Here is a 15,878-nt window from a genome sequence, read left to right as displayed (position 1 = left end):
CCCGCGACGAGCGCCTGCGGGGCCGTACGAGCGGTCGACCAGGGCCTGCCCACCGCCGCCGGCCCGTCCGAGAGCCGCGCGGGGAAGACCCGGTCCACCACCGCGCCGGGGAAGCGAGCGACCAGGTCGTCCCCGAGGCCGCGCGGCTCGGCCAGGGGCGCGACGGCAACGCCGGGGCCTGCGCCGCACTGGAACGGGCCGCCGAGCTCACCGAGGACCACGCGCTAAGGTGTGTGCGCCGGAGGCGATCCGGCCACCCCTGGCGACCATGTCGCGCATGATGGGGATCCCCTCCGCCGGTCCCTGCCGCAGCAGCACCGACGCGCCGGTCACGGCCTGGACGGCGGGATCGAGGCCGTCCTCCGGACGCAGGCCGAGTCTGTGGAGGCGTTCGGCCGCCTCGGCGACCCTGGCCGGGTCGCTGAGCTGCCAGGCGTTGCGCGCGGCGTCGGTCAGCATCAGCCCGGCCGCGATCCGGTCCTGCCGCGCCTGCCCGTCGGAACCCTCCGCGGTCGTGAGCGCGGTCAGCTCCTCCGCGCCGGCCATCAGCAGGTCGTGGGCCAGGTGCGGGGCGCCCTCGTCGAACGCGATCCTGGCGCGCAGGTCGCAGAGCCGCGCGCGGGAACGGGGGTCGGTGACCAGCGCGGCGGCGCGCTCGACCAACTCCTTGGCCCGGCCGGCCTGGCCCGCGTCCGCGGCGGCGACGGCGGCCTCGGTCAGCCGCCCCGCCCTGCGGATCAACGCGGCTTTCGTCGCCCCGCTCGTCGGCGACTTCAGGACCGGGCACGACATCTCGGCCGCCATGGCGGCGGAGTGCCGGACCGCGGGCGACATCGGCAAACTCCCCCTGGTCCACGTCACGCTCGCCGCCGCCGAGCTGTACCTGGGCAGGTTCAGGGACGCCGAGGCCACCGCGGTCGAGGGCCTGCGGCTCACCTCCGGCACCGGGCAGCGCAACCGGGCGGGCTACCTGGAGGGCACGCTGGCGTGGCTGGCCGCCGTACGCGGAGAGGCGGACCGGTGCGCCGAACTGGCCGCCCGCTCGCGCGACCGCTTCGACGCCAACCACATCGTCAACGGCCTGGCGTGGGCCGAGTGGGCGCTGGCCCTGCTCGATCTCGGGCAGGGCCGGTTCGCCGAGGCTCTTGACCGGCTCGACGCCGCCATGACCGGCCCGGTGCGCCACCAGATCCAGGCCGTCTACTTCGCCCCCGACCAGATCGAGGCGGCCGTACGGCTCGGGCTGCCCGCGCGCGAGCCATTGCACCGATTCGAGGAGTGGGCGACGGCGTCGGGACAGGACTGGGCACTGGCCGTCCTGCACCGCTGCCGCGCCCTGCTCGAAAGCGACTGGGAGCGGGCGCACGAGGACTTCATCGCCGCCGTACGGCTCCACGCCGGCAGCGGCCGCCCCTGGGAGGCGGCCCGCACCAGGCTCGCCTTCGGGGAGCGCCTGCGCAGGGAGCGCGACAAGGGCAGCGCCCGGCCGCACCTGCGGGCCGCGTGGGAGACCTTCGAGCGGCTGGGCGCCCGTCCGTGGGCCGAGCGCGCCCGCACCGAGCTGCGTGCCACCGGTGACACCAGCTCCCCGGCCGCCCGTACGGAAGCGCTGTCCGCGCTGTCCCCGCAGGAGCTGCAGATCGTGCGGCTGGCCGCCAGGGGTCTGACCAACCGGGAGATCGGCGCGCAGTTGTTCCTCAGCCCGAAGACCGTCAGCTACCACCTCTATCGGGCGTTTCCGAAGCTCAACGTGGCCAGCCGCGCCCAGCTCGCCGGCCTGGACCTGTCCTGACCGGCGCACCGCCCGAACTCGTGGCCCGACATCGCCTGTTTGTCAGGCATTGTCGCGTCTGGCGGGACATACTGAACCCGACCCCGTAGGAGCGCAGGGGAGGGCCGGCATGAAGGCCGAGGAACGCTGGCAGGCCAGGTTCCGGGCACCGCGGGTGACCCTGCCGACCTGGGCGCGCCAGGCGCCGCACCGCGCCGTCTACCGCGGCACCGCCTCGGGCTGCTGGGAGATCTACGCCTGGGACCGGTCGAGCGGCCAGACCCGCCAGGTCACCGACCGCCCCCACGGCACCCGGTATGGCGCGATCGACCCCACCGGCCAGTGGATCTGGTGGTTCGGCGACATACACGGCGACACGGACGGCGACGGGCACGGCGTGTGGTCGCGCCAGCCGTTCCACGGCGGCCCGGACGTGCCCCTGGCCATGCCGCCCGGCCACCCCTGCGGGCTCGCGCTCGCCTCGGACGGCACCGCGGCCGTCGGCCGCTCCTCCCGGGACGGCTTCGAGATCCTGCTGGCCAGGCCCGGAAACGAGCCGGTCACGGTGTATCGCCACGACGAGTACGCCGCGGTCGCCGACATGTCGCTCGACGGCTCGCTCATCGCCGTCAACCACAGCGAGCACGGCGACGTCCTGCACCCGGCCGTACGGGTCGTCAGGGCGAACGGCTCGACCGTCGCCGAACTGAACGACGGACCGGGCAGGGGCGTGACCGGCGGCAGATTCGCCCCCGTCCCCGGCGACCGGCGCCTGCTCGTCCTGCACGAGCGCCGGGGCCGCCGCGAACCGCTCGTGTGGGACCCGGTGACCGGCGAGCAGCGGGAGATCTGGCTGCGGGTGCGCGGCGAGATCTCCGCGGACTGGTACGACGACGGCCGGGCGCTGCTCATCATCCACAACCAGCGGGGACGCACGGAACTGCTGCGCTACGACCTCGCCGGAGGCGGCCTCACCCCGATCGAGAGCCCGCACGGGGTGATCGAGGCGGCCGCGCCGCGCCCCGACGGCACCGTCGAGTACGCCTGGTCGAGCGCCGCCCACCCGCCGGTCGTCAAGTCGAGCAACGGCCACGTGGTCTTCAGCCCCGGACGCACGCCGCCGCCGTCCGTGCCGCTGGAGGACATCGACGTGGAGGGCCCGGGAGGACGCATCCACGCCCTCGTCTCCCGGCCGGAGCGGGTGGCCGCGCCCTACCCGACGGTGTTCCTCCTGCGCAGCGGTCTCCCGGGGTTCGGCGGCGGCCCGGGCGGCCAGGACGACGACTCGTTCCAGCCGCAGGTCGCGGCGTGGGTCGACAGCGGTTTCGCGGTGATCCGGGTGAACCACCGGGGCTCGGCCGGGTACGGCTCGGCCTGGCGCGAAGCCCTGCGCGGCGAGGTCGGCCACATCGAGCTGGCCGACGTGGCGGCGGTGCGCGACTGGGCGGTGGAGCGCGGCATCGCCGACCCCGACCGCCTCGTGCTCGCCGGCACGGCGTGGGGCGGTTACCTGACCCTGCTGGCGCTCGGCACCCAGCCGAAGTCGTGGGCGGCGGGGATCGCCGCCGTGCCCATCGCCGACCACGCGGCGGCGTACGAGGACGAGGCAGAAAGCCTGCGCGCGGCGCACCGGGCGCTGCTGGGCGGCTCCCCGGCCGAGGTGCCCGAGCGGTACGCCGCGTCCTCCCCGATCACCTACGCCGACATGGTGGAGGCCCCGCTGCTGATCCTCACGGGGGCGAACGACCCACGCTGCCCGGCGCGGCAGGTCGAGCACTACGTGCGGGCCCTGGCGGACCACGGCAGGGAGGCCTCCGTCTACCGGTACGACACCGGACCGGGCACGCCGATGGTGGAGGAGCGGGTGCACCAGATGGCCGCGGCCATCGACTTCGCCGTCCGGGCCATAGGGGGTGTCTAGGGCGCGCGCAGGACGAGGATGGCCAGGTCGTCCGCGCTCGGCTCGGGCGCGAAGTCCTGCACGGCGCGGCGGATGCGCTCGGCCACCGCGCGGGCGGACAGATCCACGCACTCCTCCAGCAGCTTGGCCAGGCCGCCGTCGTCGTCGAGCAGCCGGTCGCCCGACCGCCGCTCGGTGACCCCGTCGGTCACGCCCAGCAGCACGTCGCCGGGGGCGAGCCGCAGGCTGTCCTCCTGGAACTTCGCCTCGGGGAACACACCGAGCAGCGACTGCGGCGAGGCGACGACCTCGACGAGGCCGTTCGGCCGCAGCCGCAGCGCCTCCGGGTGCCCGGCCGAGACGAGGCGGATGTCGAGGCCTTCCGGCACCACCGTGATCTGGCCGTGCAGCAGTGTCAGGAAGCGGGCGCGCTCCCCCTCCTCCAGGATGGCCTGGTTGAGCCGGCCCACGACGGCGGCCACGCCGTACCCCTCGCGGGCGAGCAGCCGGAGCGTGTGACGGGCCAGTCCGGTGACCGCGGCGGCCTCGGGCCCGGTGCCGCAGACGTCGCCGATCGCGAAGCGCCAGACCCCGTCCGCGATCGGGAACAGGTCGTAGAAGTCGCCGCCGACCTCGTTGTTCTCCCCGGCCGGCTCGTAGATGACATGGAAGTCGAGCCCGGGGGTCGTGGGCTCGTCCGGCGGCAGGAGGCTGCGCTGCAGCGCCCGGTTGGCCGCCGCCTGCTGCGCGTACAGGCGGGCGTTGTCGAGCGCGAGCGCCGCGCGCCTGCTGAGATCCTCGGCGATCTGCATGGCCTCGTCGGGGAAGCGGTCGCGCCGGCCCAGGCACATCACGCCGAGCCGCCGCCCCCGCGCGGTCAGCGGGTAGGCCAGCGCCTGCCAGTCGCTCATCGGCAGCACGGCGGGGTCGTCGTCCCCCGGCAGCGCGATCTCCTCCAGCTCGTCGCGCATGGCGTCGATCTGCGTCTCGTCCGCGTGCCAGAGGTAGGCGGGCCGCAGCTCCCCCAGCCCGTCCTGGTCGGTGTAGACGGCGCACCAGCTCGCCAGGCGCGGCACCACGATCTGCGCGATGATCGCCGGCACCATCTCCGGGTTGAGCGTGCCCGCGAGCAGGTCGCTCGCGTCCGCGAGGAAGCCCAGCCAGCCCGGGCCGTGCGCGGCCTCGAGCAGCCATTCGTCGCTCTGCACCGGCTCCCCGCCCGGCAGTTCCAGCCGGGCCCAGCGGGTGCGCAGCGACGACGTGAACGTGACGCCCCACGTGACGGCGTCGGCCGGCGGCCCGAAGTCCTGGCCGTCCGTCTTCTCCCGCACCTCCACCTGGATGGACTCGCCGTGGTGCAGCCACACGACCTCGAAGGGCGCGTCGACGGCCTCCGCGACCAGTTCGCCCACCAGGCGTTCGGCCTCGGGGTACACCGACAGCGCGGCCCACGCCGTCATCACCTCGCGCGTGAACCGCTGCACTTCGGGTACGGCCGTCTCACCCGGCGTGAAGGACGCCGCCAGGACGGCTCGAGGGGTAGTTGTCACCACCATTGTGCTTACCACACTTTCGCCTGACCTCGGGTCAAGCAAGGGGGCCCCGCACCCCACGGAACGTGACAGACTGGCATGGAGTCCACGGCTGGACAGGCCGTATGAGGCCCAACGCCTTGGTCGCGTCAGCCCCGTCGGGGTAAAGGAGGCTAAATGTCGCCCGCCAACGCCGAGCTGGCCGGGACCGAACGGGTCTATCGCGAATCCGATCTCGTGCCCTTCCTGGAGACGCTCATCACATGGCGAGACGGCGACTTCCGCCGCCGCGTCTCGCACGCCCCGCCGGGAATCCTCAGCGAGATCCGGCTGCTGCTCAACGAAGTGGCCGACCGGCGCGAACACCTGGCCAACGAGCTGGCCCGGGTGCGCCGCGAGATCGTCAAGGAGGGCCGTTTCACCGAACGGCTGAGCCCCGGGCCGGGCGTCGGCGCGTGGGCGGAGAGCGTGGGCTCGGTCAACGACCTCATCGACGCCATCGTGACACCGGTCAGCGGCGCCGCCGACGTGATCGACGCGGTGGCCAAGGGCGACCTGTCCCGCCGGATCGACGTGGACCGCGCTGCCCGGGGCGAGGTACGCCGCCTGGGCAAGGCCATCAACGGCATGGTCGACCAGCTCTCGCTGTTCACCTCGGAGGTGACGCGGGTCACCCGCGACCTCGGCACCGAGGGCAAGCTGGGCGGCCGGGCCAACCTGCGGGGCATGTCGGGAAGCTGGCGCGACCTCACCGAGGCCGTCAACACGATGTCCGACCGCGTCTCCGCACAGGTCCGCGACATCGCCGAGGTGACGACGGGGGTCGCGCGAGGCGACCTGAGCCGCAAGGTCACCGTCGACGCCGTCGGCGAGATGCTGGAGCTGAAGCACACCGTCAACACGATGGTCGACCAGCTCTCGGCGTTCGCCGAGGAGGTCACCCGGGTGGCCCGCGAGGTCGGCACCGAGGGCAAGCTGGGCGGCCAGGCGCAGGTGCGCGGCGTGTCGGGGGTCTGGAAGGACCTCACCGACAACGTCAACTTCATGGCCAACAACCTGACCTCGCAGGTGCGGCAGATCGCCGTCGTCTCCACCGCCGTGGCCAAGGGCGATCTGTCCAGGAAGATCACGGTGGACGCCCAGGGCGAGATCCTGGAGCTCAAGGAGACCCTCAACACGATGGTCGACCAGCTCTCGGCGTTCGCCGACGAGGTGACCCGCGTCGCCCGAGAGGTCGGCACCGAGGGCAAGCTGGGCGGCCGCGCCGAGGTCAAGGGCGTGTCGGGGGTCTGGAAGGACCTCACCGACAACGTCAACTCGATGGCCAACAACCTGACCTACCAGGTGCGCAACATCGCCCAGGTCACCACCGCCGTCGCCAACGGCGACTTCACCCGCAAGATCGACGTCGACGCCCAGGGCGAGATGCTCGAACTCAAGAGCACCATGAACACCATGGTCGACCAGCTGTCGTCCTTCGCCTCCGAGGTCACCCGCGTCGCCCGAGAGGTCGGCACCGAGGGACGGCTGGGCGGCCAGGCGCAGGTGCGCGGCGTGTCGGGCATCTGGAAGGACCTCACCGACAACGTCAACTTCATGGCGAACAACCTGACGTCGCAGATCCGTCAGATCGCCGTCGTCTCCACCGCCGTGGCGCAGGGCAACCTGTCCAAGAAGATCACCGTGGACGCCCAGGGAGAGATCCTGGAGCTCAAGGACACGATGAACACGATGGTGGACCAGCTTTCCGCCTTCGCCGACGAGGTGACCCGCGTCGCCCGCGAGGTCGGCACCGAGGGACGGCTGGGCGGCCAGGCGCGCGTCCCCGGCGTGTCGGGCGTCTGGAAGGACCTCACCGACAACGTCAACTCGATGGCGAACAACTTCACCTATCAGGTGCGCAACATCGCCCAGGTCACCACCGCCGTCGCCAACGGCGACCTGACGCGCAAGATCGACGTCGACGCCCAGGGCGAGATCCTCGAGCTCAAGAGCACCATGAACACCATGGTCGACCAGCTGTCGTCCTTCGCCTCCGAGGTCACCCGCGTCGCCCGCGAGGTCGGCTCCGAGGGCCAGCTCGGCGGCCAGGCCCGCGTCGAGGGCGTCGAGGGCACCTGGAAGCGGCTCACCGAGAGCGTGAACGAACTGGCCGGCAACCTGACCACGCAGGTGCGCGCGATCGCCGAGGTGACCAGCGCGGTCGCCAGGGGCGACCTCACCCGGTCGATCACGGTGGAGGCGCCGGGCGAGCTGGCCCAGCTCAAGGACAACATCAACACGATGGTCGCCACCCTGCGCGAGACGACCAAGACCAACCAGGAGCAGGACTGGCTCAAGTCCAACCTGGCCCGGATCTCCCGCCTGATGCAGGGCCACCGCGACCTGATGGAGGTCGCCCGGCTGATCATGAGCGAGCTCACCCCGCTCGTCTCGGCCAGCCACGGCGCCTGCTACCTCTACGACGACGGCCGGCTCAACCTCATCGCCGGGTACGGCATCCAGCCGGGCTCGTCCCCCAAGCCGAACTTCGAGCTGGGCGAGGGGATCATCGGCCAGGCCGCCCTGGAGGCCAAGCAGATCATCCTGGAGAACGTGCCGGTCGACTCGATCACGGTCGAGACCGGGCTCAGCCGGTCGAACCCGGCGCAGATCGTCGTGCTGCCGATCCTCTTCGAGAACAAGGTGCTCGGCGTCCTGGAGATGGCCTCGTTCAGGCAGTTCAGCGAGGTGCACCTGGCGTTCCTCACCCAGCTCGTCGAGACCATCGGCGTCACGATCAACACGATCATGGCCAACTCCCGGACCGAGGACCTGCTCACCGAGTCGCAGCGGCTCGCGATCGAGCTGCAGGAGCGCTCCGACGAGCTCCAGCGCCAGCAGGAGGAGCTGCGCCGGTCCAACGCCGAGCTGGAGGACAAGGCAGCGCTGCTGGCCAAGCAGAACCGCGCCATCGAGATCCAGAACTTCCAGATCGAGCAGGCCCGGCGGACGCTGGAGGAGCGGGCCGAGCAGCTCGCGGTGTCCTCGCGCTACAAGTCCGAGTTCCTGGCGAACATGTCCCACGAGCTGCGCACCCCGCTGAACAGCCTGCTCGTGCTCGCGAAGCTGCTGACGGAGAACGCCGAGGGCAACCTGACGCCGCAGCAGGTCGAGTTCGCCCGGACGATCCACGACGCCGGATCGGCGCTGCTGCAGCTGATCAACGACATCCTCGACCTGTCCAAGGTCGAGGCCGGCCGCATGGACATCCACCCGCAGGCGATGTCGCTGTCCGCGCTGGTCGACTACATGGAGGCCACCTTCGCGCCGCTCGCGCAGGACAAGGGCCTGTCGTTCACGGTCCAGGTCGATCCCTCCGTGCCGAACGAACTGCGCAGCGACGAGCAGCGGCTCCAGCAGGTGCTGCGCAACCTGCTGTCCAACGCGGTGAAGTTCACCCACGAGGGCGAGGTCAGGCTGGAGGTCACCCACGCGCCGGCCGACGTGCCGTACGTGGACGAGAAGCTGCAGGGCTCGCAGGAGGACATGCTGGCCTTCAGGGTCGTGGACACCGGCATCGGCATCGCGCCGGACAAGCTCGAAGTGATCTTCGAGCAGTTCCGCCAGGCCGACGGCACGACCAGCCGCAAGTACGGCGGCACCGGCCTCGGCCTGTCGATCTGCCGGGAGATCGCCCGCCTCCTCGGCGGTGAGATCCACGTGCAGAGCGCCCCCGGAGAGGGCAGCACCTTCACGCTGTACCTGCCCCCGAACTACTCCGGGCCGCTCGCCGCGCCCGACGGCGGCGCGATCGCCACGCCTCTGGAGCCGGAGGGCCGGGACGCCGAGGTGCCCGACCTGCACATCAAGGACATCCTCCCGGAGATCCCCCTCCCGACCGACCTGCCGGTCCCCCAGTACGCGCCGCTCGTGGACGGCCACGACTGGCAGGGGGACGACCCGCTGTCCGGCGCCAAGATCCTCATCGTGGACGACGACATCCGCAACGTCTTCGCGCTGACCAGCGTGCTGGAGCGGCACGGCTCGACCGTCGTGTACGCCGAGAACGGCCGCGAGGGCATCGAGCAGCTCGAACGCAACGAGGACGTGGCGCTCGTGCTGATGGACATCATGATGCCCGAGATGGACGGCTGGGCCACGACCTCGGCGATCCGCACGATGCCGCAGTTCGCCGACCTGCCGATCATCGCGCTGACGGCGAAGGTCATGCGGGGAGACCGCGAGAAGAGCATCGCGTCGGGCGCCTCCGACTACGTGCCCAAGCCCGTCGACGTCGACCGCCTGCTCGAACGGCTGCGCGGATGGCTCATGCGCGGCCGCAACGGGGGCACAGAACGAACGAGGGGCGTGCCGTCCCCAGAGTCCCGAGACTCCCAGGAGGCATGATCGATGCCTGACCGCGCCAGGGTCCTGCTGGTCGACGACCGCGAGGAGAACCTGATCGCCTTGGAGGCGATCCTCAGCTCGCTCGACGTCGTGCCCGTACGGGCCCGGTCCGGAGAGGAGGCGCTGAAGGCCCTCCTGTCGACCGATTTCGCGCTGATCCTGCTCGACGTGCGCATGCCGGGCATGGACGGCTTCGAGACCGCCGCGCACATCAAACGGAGAGAGCGCACCAGGAACATCCCGATCATCTTCCTGACCGTGGTCGACAGCGCCCCCGACTACGCCTTCCGGGGGTACGCCGCCGGGGCGGTGGACTACCTCACCAAACCGTTCGACCCCTGGGTGCTGCGCGCCAAGGTCGCCGTGTTCGTGGAGCTGTACACGATGAACCGGCGGCTCACCGAGCAGGCGGCGCTGCTGCGCGATCGCCTGTCGAACGAGTTGCCGCGCGGCGGCGACCACGCCTCCGTACTGGCCGAACTGGCCGGTCGCGTCACCGCCGTCGAGGACGAGCTACGGCGAGTGCAGGAGCTGGCGGACAAGTCCGGCGACCGGCCCCTGAACGGCGCCGTCGCCGAACTGAGCGAGCGCGTCTCCCATCTGCGGGCCGGCTTCGACGCCCTCGGCTGACACCACACCCCGCGACCGGCTCAGACGCGGCCGGTCGCGGGCGGTGGAACGGCGAGTCAGCGCCGGGCGCGCTCCAGTGCGTCCCAGAAGCCGCGGCGCAGGGCGTGCCTGACCTCGTCGTGCAGCAGGAAGTCGATCGGCAGCGAGGACCCCTGCAGCAGGCGGGCCTCCAGGTCGGACGGCATCCGGGGCTTGCGGGCGAGCACGGCCTCCAGCCACAGCGCGGGGGCGTCCCGGGCGACCGACTCGCCGAAGTCGTGGCCCTCCTTGTGCGCGGCCGTCACCGCCTCGGCGAGCGTCGTGGTGCCTCCTGTCTGGATAGGCACCGGCGCGGGCTGTGGACCGGTGTACGGCCCCAGCTGGGAGGGCGAGTAGCCGGCGGGGCCGGAGCCGTACTGGCTCTGCGCCGGGCTGCTCGGCGGCGTCTGGACTCCCGAGGAGGGCGGTGACGGCGGCGACGGCGGCGACGGCGTGGACGCCGGCGGGGCCGGCAGCGGAGCGCTCGCGGGCGGCTGAGCCTGCCGCTGCGGCAGAGACGGCTGGCCGGGCGGCTGCTGGGACTCCGGCGAGTAGCCGTTGTAGACCGGCGGAGACGGCTGCGCGGGAAGGGCCGGACGTGCGTGGGCGGCGGACGACCGCCCGCCGCTGTGTGCCCCAGTACCGTGTGAGCCCGTGCCGTGTGAGCCGGTACCGAGCGAGCCCGTGCCATGTGAGCCAGGGCCGTGTGAGCTCGTGTCTTGGGCGCCGCTTGCGGGGGTGCCGCCTCCTGAGGTGCCCGTGCCGTGCGATCCGCCGCTGTGGATGCCCGCGCCGGGTGTCCCCGTGGCGTGCGGTTGGGTGACGTTCGACGCCGCACCGGATGCGCCCAGGTCGTGCGACGCGCTCTGCGACGGGCTGCCGTGTGGTCCCGTCACCGGGGTCGCCCCGCCGTGGAGGCCGGTGGCGTGGCTCCCCTGCGACTGGGTGCCGTTCTGCTGGGAGCCGTTCTGCTGCGAGCCTTTGAAGTGCGTCCCGTTGGACAGCGAGCCGTTTCCGTGGGGGACGAGGCCGTTGCCGTGGGACTGGCCGTTGCCGAGGCCCGGGCCCGGGTCCGCCCCGGTGAGCATCGTGACGTACGGCCGGAGATGGCCGCTCGCGATCTCGACGAGGTCGTCGCACTCCTGCCGCAGGGTGCGCGCCGACGACCAGGCGCCGTCGGTGGCGATCTGCATGACGGTCACGCGGACGCCGAGGTCCTGCGCGTCGCTCACCACCTGGGCGAGGTCCTCGTCGCCGCTGACCACGACCGCGTCGCAGACCGCGTTGTTGCGCGCCAGGGTCATGAGGTCACGGTGGACCTGGGCGTCCACGCCTTCCCGCCGGCCCGGCCGGATCCGGCCGAGACGGAGCTTGAGCCCGGGGATGTCCGCCAGCACGTCGTGCTCGGGCGTACGGCGGCCCTCGACGGTCGCCTCGTACCAGTAGCAGCGCAGGAGCGGCAGGCCCGTGCGCTCTCTTGACAGGTTCGTCAGGAGCTGCAGCAGGCCCGGATAGTCCCAGGAGACGGCCTCGCGATGGCGGGTCCCATGGACGGCCATCGCGCCGTCTGCCAGCAAGTAGCCGGCGTCAACGAACAGCGCGCAGCGATCCACGCGACACCGCCCTTCCTACGTGGCTCTCTCAGGGTAGTCAAGGGTGTCTTCCCGCGAGGGTGATTCCCGGCGATTCAGCCCTCGCCCGCCTGGTGGGGGATCGGGACGCCCACGACCCTGGGACCGGAAGCGTTCATGCCGACCGTACCAGTTTGTCCATGTATCGCCTCCCACCAATTTGTTATGGAGAACGTACGGGGAACATCCGCTTTCCGGCGAGACAGCAAGGGAGGATGTCAAGACCACGTTCTGGCGCTCACCACCGCGACGCCGAAGAACACGGGGTCGCGCCGGGTGGCGAGCTGGAGTGCGGGGTGGGGTCCCAGGAGGGCGTGGAGCGTGTCGACCGCGACACCTCCGGCATCTCCCTGGCCCAGGACATCCGCCCGGCTCCGGTCCTCCCGGCCCCCGCGATCATTCATCGTGATGACCCCCGCCCTGACTCCCTCGCCGTTCCACACCATCAGGTCGATCCGCGCGGGCGCGCCGCCCGGAGCGAGGCCGTCGAGGGGGAGTCGCAGGGCCCTGTCCTCGCTCCCGACGACCGCCGCGGCGTCCAGGACCACGGCCCGTGTGTACGGCTGCCGCGCGTCCTCGGCCATCACCACCAGGCCCCAGGCCGCGTGCCGGACCGTTCCCGTACGCGCCGGGGCACCCGCGACCCACCAGCGGCCTCCACCCGCCGTACGGACGAGAGAGGTCACGTCGGCGAACGCCTGATAACCGGACCCGGTGGGCAGATTTCGCCGGGCGACCTCGGCGGCGTGCAGCGTCGTGTATCCCGGCATCCCCGGAGCGCGCACCCGGATGTCCTCCGCGGGAACCGCTCCCCGGCCGCCGCCGGACCAGTAGAGGCCCGCCCACAACACCTGGCCGCCGGCGGGCAGGTCGAGATCGGCGCAACTGGACGTACGCGTCGAGGGGTCCCTGTCGAGGTCGACCGGCACGCTCACGCCCGAGTCCCGCTCCCGGTCGCCCGCTGCCGCTCCGCAGGGAGCGGCCGGCGCGGCGGAACTCACGAGCGCGTTGCCGACGACCCGCGCGGCGAGGCGGCCGTCAGCGGCGAAGCGGGCCGCCGCGCCCGAGGCGCGCACCCCCACGGACGACTCGGCGGTGGTCTCCAGCCGCCCCGACCGTACCCGTACCGTGAAGGGCCGTCCCGCGGGCGCGTCCGCGGCCACGGCCACCTTGAGGAAGATCGCCGTCACCTCACCGGCGGCGAGCGGTCCCCGGACGCACCGCACCGCGCTCGTGGACACCCCGCTGGTTGACACCCGGCTACTCGGCGCCTGACTGCTCGGCACCTGGCTGCTGGACCCCTGGCTGCTGGACCCCTGGCTGCTGGACCCCTGGCGACCCGACGCCGCACACGACCAGCCGTCGCCCGCGCCGCTTCCCGGCCGTGCGCGGTCCGCGCGCCCGCCCGCCGCATGGCCCCGGCCTCCGTGCCCGCCCTGATCCAGGTAGCGGACGCCGGGCGGGAGGGTCACCGTCGCGGTGACGTCGCCGGTGGCGGCGTCGCCCGCGTTGCGCAGCCGTACGGCGACGAGCCCGGACTGACCGCGCAGCAGGGCGCCCAGCGGATCGACGGCGGCGACGAGGGCCTCCTTCGCCTTCTTCCCGTTCCTTCCGGCCTTCGGGGCTCCACTGCTGTCGCTCTGGCCCGATCGGGCATGCTCACGGGCCTCACGGCCGCGTTCCCCGGCCTGCGGGCGGCCCTGTACGTCCCCGGGCCGCACAACCGGGGTGCGACCGGTGGCCGGACGGTGGGCCTGTCGCTCGCGCCGGTCACGAGCCCGCTCCGGCGCCTGCCGCGTCCCGCCCTGCGCACGGGTCTGGCCGCTCTCCTGGGTGCTGCCCTGCGCGTGGGTCTGGGCGCGGGTCTGGCCGCTGCCCTCGGCACTGCCCTGAGCACGGGCCTCGGCGCCGTCCTGGCCGCTGCCCTGGGCGCGGGTCTGGGGGCGATGGTCCTGGTAGGGATGCCGGTAGATCTTGCCGCGCACCGGTTGCCGTTCGGGAGCCGAACCCCCGGAGGCGTTCGTGTGGCGGGACTCCTGACCTCGTTCGGCGAGGACGGTAGTCGTGTCCGGCTCGCTCACCGGGCGTCTGTCCGCCTGCACGTTGCTGGCCTGCCCCCTGCTGTCCTGCCCCTTGTTGGCCTGCCCCCTGCTGTCCTGCCCCGCACCGGTGAGACGGCCGCTCTCGCGGTCGGCGCCCGGGCGCTCTCCGCCTCCACGGCCTTGGGCGCCGGAGGCCGCCGGTCGTCCGTCGTGACGTGCGGCCGGATGATCCTCGCCCGCCCTGCCGGCGCCGGGCAGCGACCCCGTGGCCTCCTGCGCCGTGTCTTCCTGCGCCCTTGGCTCCTCGCGTGGCGACTGCCGATCGGCACCAGGCGTGACCCTGCCGGTGATCTCGGGCATGCCGAGCGCGATGCCCGCGCTCGGCTCGTCGGTATCACCCCCGGCCGCCGGACCGCCCCCAACCGCCGGATCGTCCGCGGTCTCCGGCGTCGGGGAACCCACGGCCGACCGGGACGTGTGGCCGGTGGCGGCCCGCGAACGCGAGGCCGCGCTGTCCGCGGGCTGCGGGCGGTCCAGGGCCCGCGTCCCGCCCTGTCCCCCCGAGCCGCCGGTGAAGAGCATTCCCGTCGGCTGGGCGACGAGCAGGAAGGCGGCCGTCGCGAGGGCGGCGACGGCGATGCCTCCCAGCACCGCCCGATGCGGCGTCGGCACGCTCCGCACCAGTGCGGACAACCACGCCAGCGCCGCCCGCGCCCGGACGAACGCCGCCCGCGGCAGCGCACTCACCTTCGGGCCCACCTTCGCGTACACACGCCGGGTCGCCATCCGCGCGCGGCCGTACATCGCTCTCGGCGCCGCGCCGACCTTCGCGCACGCGCGCCGGGTCGTCGTCCGGGCCCGGCCGTACGCCCCGCGGAGCAGGGCGTCCGCCCGCCCGCGTGCACGCCCGGCCGGGCCCGTCCCGTCCTGGGCGGCCCGAACGGCTCCCCTCATGCGGCGGTCCGCGCGGCTCGTCAATCCCCCCATGTGATGGCGAACGGCTTCCAGTCGCGCCCGCGCCCTGCCGCTCACCCTGCCGTCCGGCCCGCGCCCGCTGGTGCCGCTCGTCATGCCGCCGCCGTACGACCGTGAGCCCGCGGCGGTCGTGGTGGCGAGGTCGGCGAGATAGTCGTCCACGGCCGGGCCGGCGATGAGCTGGCCGACGACGGCCCGCAGTTCCTGCGTGAGATCGACCATCTGGAGGAAGACCGACCGGCAGTCGATGCACTCGGCCACATGGGCGTCGACCGCGCCGGCCTCCTGCTTGGGCAGGCCGTTCTCGACGTAGCGGAGGATCATGGAGAGGATGGGCCGGCACTCGGCACGGGGACCGTTCTCCAGGTGCAGCCGCACGTACGCCTCCCGCAGGCCCTGACGGGCCCTCCGGGTGAGAAGGGCCGCGGCCCTGCCCGACAGGCCGAGCAGCGGGCCCGCGTCAGCGGGCCTGCCGCCCTCGACCTCCACGTGCCACAGCAGCATGCGCCAGCGTTCCGGCAGCGAGCGGTACGCCCGGGCGAGCGGCGAGCGCTCCAGCCCGGCGAGTTCGGGGTCCACGTAGAGCGAGTCGCCGTCGGCCAGATCGACCACTCCGGCGGCGGCGTAGCGGCGCAGCGACGCGAGGAGATAGGGCCGGAACGCGGAGGCGGGGCCGCCGCCCCGCCGCACCACCTCGAGCACTCGGGCGAAGGTCTCGACGAGGAGGTCCTCGACCGCGTCCTCGCTCTGCACGACCTGCCGGGCCAGCGACCGCGCGGCGGGCGAGTGCCGCCGGTAGAGCGTCCCGAAGGCCGCCGTGTCGCCTCCCCGCACGGCCTCAAGCAGTTCCATGTCGGTATGCCGGACTTCTCTACGCATTGCGACCTCGCGATTACGATGAGTTGCACGGCGATACATTCCGCAGTCCATGTCCTGGCTAAACCGCTGGAGCCTCTTTACTCTCAGTAGTCGTCGCACGCCACGCACGGC

The 15,878-nt window shown here is 72.7% G+C and carries 8 protein-coding genes; 4 read left to right on the top strand and 4 right to left on the bottom strand.

From position 1 onward, the window contains the following. Positions 1-207 precede the first annotated feature (207 nt). Complete coding sequence (locus tag Msi02_RS15745; RefSeq protein WP_204049044.1) at positions 208-834, bottom strand: hypothetical protein; 627 nt, start codon at positions 832-834, stop codon at positions 208-210. Between Msi02_RS15745 and Msi02_RS15740 the strand changes: the two genes are divergently transcribed. Together Msi02_RS15740 and Msi02_RS15735 are read left to right on the top strand one after the other, a co-directional pair. Next, positions 803-1,792, top strand: a complete 990-nt coding sequence (locus tag Msi02_RS15740; protein ID WP_204049043.1) for a helix-turn-helix transcriptional regulator — start codon at positions 803-805, stop codon at positions 1,790-1,792. The two genes, Msi02_RS15745 and Msi02_RS15740, sit on opposite strands and share 32 nt — an antisense overlap. Positions 1,793-1,901: 109 nt before the next feature. Next, positions 1,902-3,692, top strand: a complete 1,791-nt coding sequence (locus tag Msi02_RS15735) for a S9 family peptidase (protein ID WP_204049042.1) — start codon at positions 1,902-1,904, stop codon at positions 3,690-3,692. Here the strand turns inward: Msi02_RS15735 and Msi02_RS15730 are convergent. Beyond that, on the bottom strand, positions 3,689-5,227 hold the full coding sequence (locus Msi02_RS15730) for a PP2C family protein-serine/threonine phosphatase (RefSeq protein ID WP_204049041.1): 1,539 nt from the start codon (positions 5,225-5,227) through the stop codon (positions 3,689-3,691). The genes Msi02_RS15735 and Msi02_RS15730 overlap by 4 nt on opposite strands. Positions 5,228-5,380: 153 nt before the next feature. On the opposite strand from Msi02_RS15730, the gene Msi02_RS15725 reads away from it, so the two are divergent. Both Msi02_RS15725 and Msi02_RS15720 read left to right on the top strand, forming a co-directional pair. Next, positions 5,381-9,592, top strand: coding sequence for a HAMP domain-containing protein (locus Msi02_RS15725; RefSeq protein WP_204049040.1), 4,212 nt, complete (start codon positions 5,381-5,383; stop codon positions 9,590-9,592). 3 nt (positions 9,593-9,595) lie between these two features. Next, the gene (locus tag Msi02_RS15720) at positions 9,596-10,222 is read left to right on the top strand and encodes a response regulator (RefSeq protein ID WP_204049039.1); all 627 of its coding nucleotides are present in this window, start codon (positions 9,596-9,598) and stop codon (positions 10,220-10,222) included. A gap of 56 nt (positions 10,223-10,278) precedes the next feature. Here Msi02_RS15720 and Msi02_RS15715 read toward each other — a convergent pair whose 3' ends face one another. Together Msi02_RS15715 and Msi02_RS15710 are read right to left on the bottom strand one after the other, a co-directional pair. Beyond that, positions 10,279-11,853, bottom strand: a complete 1,575-nt coding sequence (locus tag Msi02_RS15715) for an NYN domain-containing protein (RefSeq protein ID WP_204049038.1) — start codon at positions 11,851-11,853, stop codon at positions 10,279-10,281. A 236-nt stretch (positions 11,854-12,089) separates the two neighbouring features. Beyond that, positions 12,090-15,740 carry a sigma factor gene (locus tag Msi02_RS15710; protein ID WP_204049037.1) on the bottom strand — a complete coding sequence of 1,217 codons (3,651 nt, stop codon included), beginning with the start codon at positions 15,738-15,740 and terminating at the stop codon, positions 12,090-12,092. Positions 15,741-15,878 lie beyond the last annotated feature (138 nt).

The organism is Microbispora siamensis (assembly GCF_016863095.1).
Classification (GTDB): domain Bacteria; phylum Actinomycetota; class Actinomycetes; order Streptosporangiales; family Streptosporangiaceae; genus Microbispora; species Microbispora siamensis.
The sequence above is the reverse complement of the archived record's forward strand: the minus strand, read 5'-3'. Positions and strand labels throughout refer to the sequence as shown.